At 51.6% G+C, this 4,643-nt stretch carries 6 protein-coding genes and 1 pseudogene; 2 read left to right on the top strand and 5 right to left on the bottom strand.

The window, feature by feature from the left end; translation table 11 throughout:
• Nucleotides 1-212, top strand: a 212-nt coding sequence (locus tag QZ506_RS12675; protein ID WP_291971498.1) for an IS1 family transposase, incomplete at its 5' end; no start/stop codon positions are given.
• A 92-nt stretch (nt 213-304) separates the two neighbouring features.
• Here the strand turns inward: QZ506_RS12675 and QZ506_RS12680 are convergent.
• Entirely contained in the window at nt 305-736 is a 432-nt protein-coding gene (locus tag QZ506_RS12680; RefSeq protein WP_291971501.1) for a protein YgfX, read from the bottom strand.
• Nucleotides 717-983: an FAD assembly factor SdhE gene (gene sdhE, locus QZ506_RS12685; protein ID WP_291971503.1), complete on the bottom strand. Its 267-nt coding sequence runs from the start codon at nt 981-983 to the stop codon at nt 717-719. Before sdhE ends, QZ506_RS12680 begins: the two co-directional genes overlap by 20 nt.
• 260 nt (nt 984-1,243) lie before the next feature.
• Here sdhE and ygfZ point away from each other — a divergent pair, with 260 nt between their 5' ends.
• Entirely contained in the window at nt 1,244-2,245 is a 1,002-nt protein-coding gene (ygfZ, locus tag QZ506_RS12690) for a tRNA-modifying protein YgfZ (protein WP_291971505.1), read from the top strand.
• A 61-nt stretch (nt 2,246-2,306) separates the two neighbouring features.
• Here the strand turns inward: ygfZ and QZ506_RS12695 are convergent, their stop codons facing one another.
• From QZ506_RS12695 to QZ506_RS12705, 3 genes and pseudogenes are all read right to left on the bottom strand, one after another.
• Entirely contained in the window at nt 2,307-2,954 is a 648-nt protein-coding gene (locus tag QZ506_RS12695; protein WP_291971507.1) for a hemolysin III family protein, read from the bottom strand.
• A gap of 123 nt (nt 2,955-3,077) precedes the next feature.
• Nucleotides 3,078-3,224 carry a hypothetical protein gene (locus QZ506_RS12700; RefSeq protein WP_291971509.1) on the bottom strand — a complete coding sequence of 49 codons (147 nt, stop codon included), beginning with the start codon at nt 3,222-3,224 and terminating at the stop codon, nt 3,078-3,080.
• 11 nt (nt 3,225-3,235) lie between these two features.
• Nucleotides 3,236-4,512: pseudogene (locus QZ506_RS12705) on the bottom strand (alpha/beta hydrolase); the annotation flags it as partial.
• Between the last annotated feature and the right edge of the window lie 131 nt (nt 4,513-4,643).

Genomic DNA, 4,643 nt, shown 5'->3' on the forward strand with positions numbered 1-4,643 from the left:
CAAACACGGATGGCTACAGGGCTTACAACGACGAACTTCCAAAAGTAAAACACATTGTTAGCAAGCTGTATACACGGCGTATTGAGCGTACACATCTGACACTGCGTAACCGATTGCAACGGCTCAATCGCAAGACGCTCGGATATTCAAAATCATCCGAAATGCACGATAGGATCATCGGTACTTGCATCGAACGCGAGTACTACGTTTGATGCTACATCAACTCATTGAATACACGACCGTAATCGCCGGGATATATCCCGATAGACATCAGCCGGCAGCGTGCTGCCGACTGAACCTGAAACTAATGCACGTCCGGGTTTTCTTCCGCACACGCTTTACTCTCCAACAACAACTGACGCAAATGCCGCCATTCCTGCTTATCCATGTTGTCGGATGCCAGCCAGAGCCGCTGTCGTCGTTTGCCGTCACTGCGCCGCAGCGACAGTAAGATGCCGTTTTTCAACATCCAAGGACGGCGGATAATGCGCCAGCGATGATGCTGCCATTCAAGGTTCGCTTCAGCCTGCAACACGATTTCACCGTGACGCGCTTTGATATTACGCTGACTACGGATAAACCCGAACACCACCAGCGTCATTAGCGATAGCCAAAGCACCGCACAACCGTCCGGCCATGGTGCCAGCAGAATCAACAGCAGCAACAACCCGTGCACCAGCAAAGAAAATACCTGCATACGCCAAGAGACGCGTAAATCACAGCGCCACAGGGCCACGATCTTTATTTCGCGTCTGAATAAGAGAGATCATGCGTTTCAGTTCCCCATCCTCCGGTTCACCGTGGTTCATCAACCAGTTGAACAAGTCAGGGTCATCGCACTGCAATAAGCGCACAAACGCGCGTTTATCATCATAGTCTAGCACATCATACTCATGTTCAAAAAAAGGCATGATGGCTATATCCAACTCTCGCATTCCTCGGCGGCACGCCCAGTGAATTCGAGCCTTATTATCGATATCCATTGCTTTTCCTACTTTTTATCGACGCCGACGTGTAGTGTAACTCGGATGTCTAGATAAACACTCAACTAAATGTAACATTTTGACATATTTTAGCGCATATCAGCGTATCGCGCAGAAGGTCATCGATCGTGCGCACGCTCAGTAACGCTTTCAAATATGCTAACTGAAAATCATGGGGGCAATGGCAGGAATAACTGCTTGCAAACCCTGCAAGCTCTTTTACCATTAGGCCAAACGCAAACCTTCGCGAGGATGGTTACATGGCTACCCCACTTCCCTTTGCTGCACAAACGGTTAAATCAAACGCCATCACGGCCTCGGCGCAGCTTCCCGCTACGCTGATAGCACTTGATGACTGGGCACTGGTGACACTTACCGGTCCGGACACTCGCACTTACCTGCAAGGCCAGGTGACGGCCGATGTTAATGCGTTAGCCCCCGATCGACATGTACTTTGCGGCCATTGTGATGCCAAGGGCAAAATGTGGAGCGCACTGCGTCTGTTTGCCCACAACGATGGCTTCGCATATCTGGTACGTCGCAATCTGCGTGATACGCAGTTAAACGAGTTAAAGAGATACGCCGTCTTTGCCAAAACCACTATCACCGCAGAGGACAATCTCCAGCTTATCGGTGCTGCGGGAAGCACTATACGCGAACGTTTAGCCGAGGTCTTCTCTGCACTACCGGACAGTGAGCATCCCGTTGTCAGCCACCCCTTCGGTACACTGCTGCATTTTGCCCTTCCTGCTGAGCGTTTTCTTTTAATACTGAACGACGAAGGTGTCGCCGCGCTGAGTGCCACACTGGCAGACAACGTGCAATGGGCCGACAGTCAACAGTGGCTGGCACTGGATATTGAATCCGCACTGCCGATTATTGACAACGTAAACAGAGCGCAGTTCATCCCGCAAGCAACGAATATACAGGCACTTAACGGCATCAGTTTTAATAAAGGCTGCTACACAGGTCAGGAGATGGTGGCGCGGGCAAAATTTCGCGGCGCCAACAAGCGGGCACTCTATTGGCTAGCGGGTACTTCACCGCGCGTGCCAGAAGCGGGCGAAGACCTGGAACTGAAAATGGGTGAAAACTGGCGTCGCACCGGTACGATACTCGCCGCCAGCCAGTTAAGCGATGGCACACTTTGGGTGCAAGCGGTACTGAATAACGATCTGGAAGCGGATAGCGTATTGCGTGTGCACGACGCAGCGGAAAGTCAGTTGAGTCTGCAACCACTGCCTTATTCATTGTCTGAATAATTTCACCGCAGAGCACCGTTTCTGTTTCATCGAGAAACGGTGCCAGAGTGATATTTAGCGGCTAAACGTAAAGGTAGATCGCCAGAAAATGGCACAGACTGCCACCCAGCACAAAGCCATGCCAGATGGCGTGGTTATACGGTATACGTTTACACACATAAAAAACCACGCCTAAGGTATACACTGCACCACCCACCGCCAGTAAGGTGACACCACCCGGTGCTAACACCTGCATCAACTGATAAATCACAATCAGTGACAGCCACCCCATCACCAGATAGGTCACCAGCGACAGCACTTCAAAACGATGCGCAAAGGCCAGTTTAAATAACACGCCCACCAGCGCCATGCTCCAGATGACAATCATCAAGCCATGCGCCAACGGCGAATCCAACCCCACCAGTAAAAACGGCGTGTAGGTGCCCGCTATCAACAGATAGATGGCACAGTGATCGAACCGTTTGAGCCAGGGTTTAGCCCGTGGGCTGGGAATCGCATGGTAGAGCATGGAGGCCAGAAACAGCAGAATAATGGTGCCGCCGTACAAACTGTAGATGGCGATAGCCGTGCTCGTCGCGCCATTGTCCACCGCTTGCACTAGCAGCAGCACCAACCCGACAATCCCCAACACCACGCCAGCACCGTGACTGATACTGTTGGCTATCTCTTCCGCCAACGTATAATCCGCATTACTTTCTGATTTCACCATATTCCGTTTTTACTCCCGGCACGATTGGCTGTACAAACCTCATGCAATCTCATCGGGAAGAGTGTAATCGAGAATAGTTTCAGTGTACAAGTGTACGCTGAAACTATTATTCGATCCGCCGCGCTACTGGGCTTGAACAGAGCCCGGTATCGGTCCGGGTTCCCTTTCGCCAAGAATAACATCATCAATATGCTGCATCTGCTTTGTTGAATAAATAGATTTTATGCTGGCAGTCCAGTGAAACGACGGATCCTCGCAACGCAAAATCATGCAGTTAGGCCTCACGAGAAAACTGTACACCTGAGGGGACAAGCATTTTCTACCAAAACTGGCTCGGCAAAACAGCATGACTCACTATTATTCAACAAAGCCTGCTGCATCATGTAGTCATAGAAGGGGTTGGAGGAAAGGCGCAACAACGTATCCAAATCAAGAATCAACACCCCGCGTTCTCCGCGCGCAGCAATACGCCCGAGTGGAATACCAAACTCATACGGCGGCGTAGATAAACGGCCATAAAGCTAATCGCTGTCAGAAAATGGCAGCGCTACGTGTGATAACGAATAGGCATCTTCAGGGTAATCCATCCCGAGATCGCTGCGCGTGACCTCCATGCTGCCAGCTTTGGTGTCAAAGGCGACCGCCTTTGCGCTTTGTGCCGATGCGTTAGTGATCACCGTGGTGCCGTACAAACGGGGGTCGGCGGCAACCATTGCCCAATCGCCGATGCGGACGCATCCCTCAGTAACAGACCAAAATTGATGGTGCGGTTGACATCAAACAGGACCAAATCATTGTCGTTTTTCGGCAACAGATTATAGAAGGCGCTGATCACCGCCCGCGTGCTGACGGTAAAATCCATCACCGACTGGAAGGTTAAAATCGGCGGCAGTTCCAATAGCCTGCGCTGCCGCGCTTCCTGTTCCAACTGTGACTGCAACACGCTGGTGAGCAGATAAGACTGGTGCGCACCGTTCACCGGGAACGAGTTGTACTTGAACGGGTTGAACTCCGGCACAATACCGAGCCAGGCCGCTTTGGAAAACGGCGGGAATATCGCGGGTAACCCAGCCAAACCTGCAAAACGCGCGTAAGCCGTAATGCCAATCATCGGAGAGATCAGGACCAGACGATCCGCCCTGGGCAACTTAGGATCGCTGAGAGTATCGAGCGCGTATTTCAGCGTGAGCGCACCGCCGTTAGAAAAACCAACTATATGCAGCGGTAAGCGTTCTCCACCGTTGGCGGGCGTCACAAAACGCGCATCCTCGCGCACCGCTAAACGCGTGGCAGCCAACCAATCTTCCCAACGAACTTTGATTAACGTACCGAGCATAGTACCATGCGCCGGAATACGCAGCCCGATAGTGACAAAGCCGTGCTGGCGATAAAGCTCAGCCACATTTCGCATACTGTAGGGAGAGTCGGTTAACCCATGCAAAAGCACCACCGCACCTTTGGGTTCGCCTTCTGGCATCAGTTCATAAGAGTGGTTCCAGTTATGAGCGAAGCGCCCCGGATAAACAGGGCTGCCGACAAAATAGCGGTTTAAGTGTACTAGCTCAGACCTGATCTGACAGTTACCGATTATTTATACAGGTGTCTGTCAGATTACATCTGGTTCAGATTCTTTTCTGCCCAGATCCGTTTTCCATCGAGTAAAGTGGCCATCGGCGTACGCCCGCAGCA

The sequence above is a fragment of the Candidatus Symbiopectobacterium sp. genome, from assembly GCF_020054415.1.
In the GTDB taxonomy this organism is placed as follows: domain Bacteria; phylum Pseudomonadota; class Gammaproteobacteria; order Enterobacterales; family Enterobacteriaceae; genus Symbiopectobacterium.

Coding starts and splice junctions, on each gene's coding strand:
- QZ506_RS12700 (WP_291971509.1), bottom strand. CDS start 3,224: ATGATTTTGCGTTGCGAGGATCCGTCGTTTCACTGGACTGCCAGCATA.
- ygfZ (WP_291971505.1), top strand. CDS start 1,244: ATGGCTACCCCACTTCCCTTTGCTGCACAAACGGTTAAATCAAACGCC.
- sdhE (WP_291971503.1), bottom strand. CDS start 983: ATGGATATCGATAATAAGGCTCGAATTCACTGGGCGTGCCGCCGAGGA.
- QZ506_RS12695 (WP_291971507.1), bottom strand. CDS start 2,954: ATGGTGAAATCAGAAAGTAATGCGGATTATACGTTGGCGGAAGAGATA.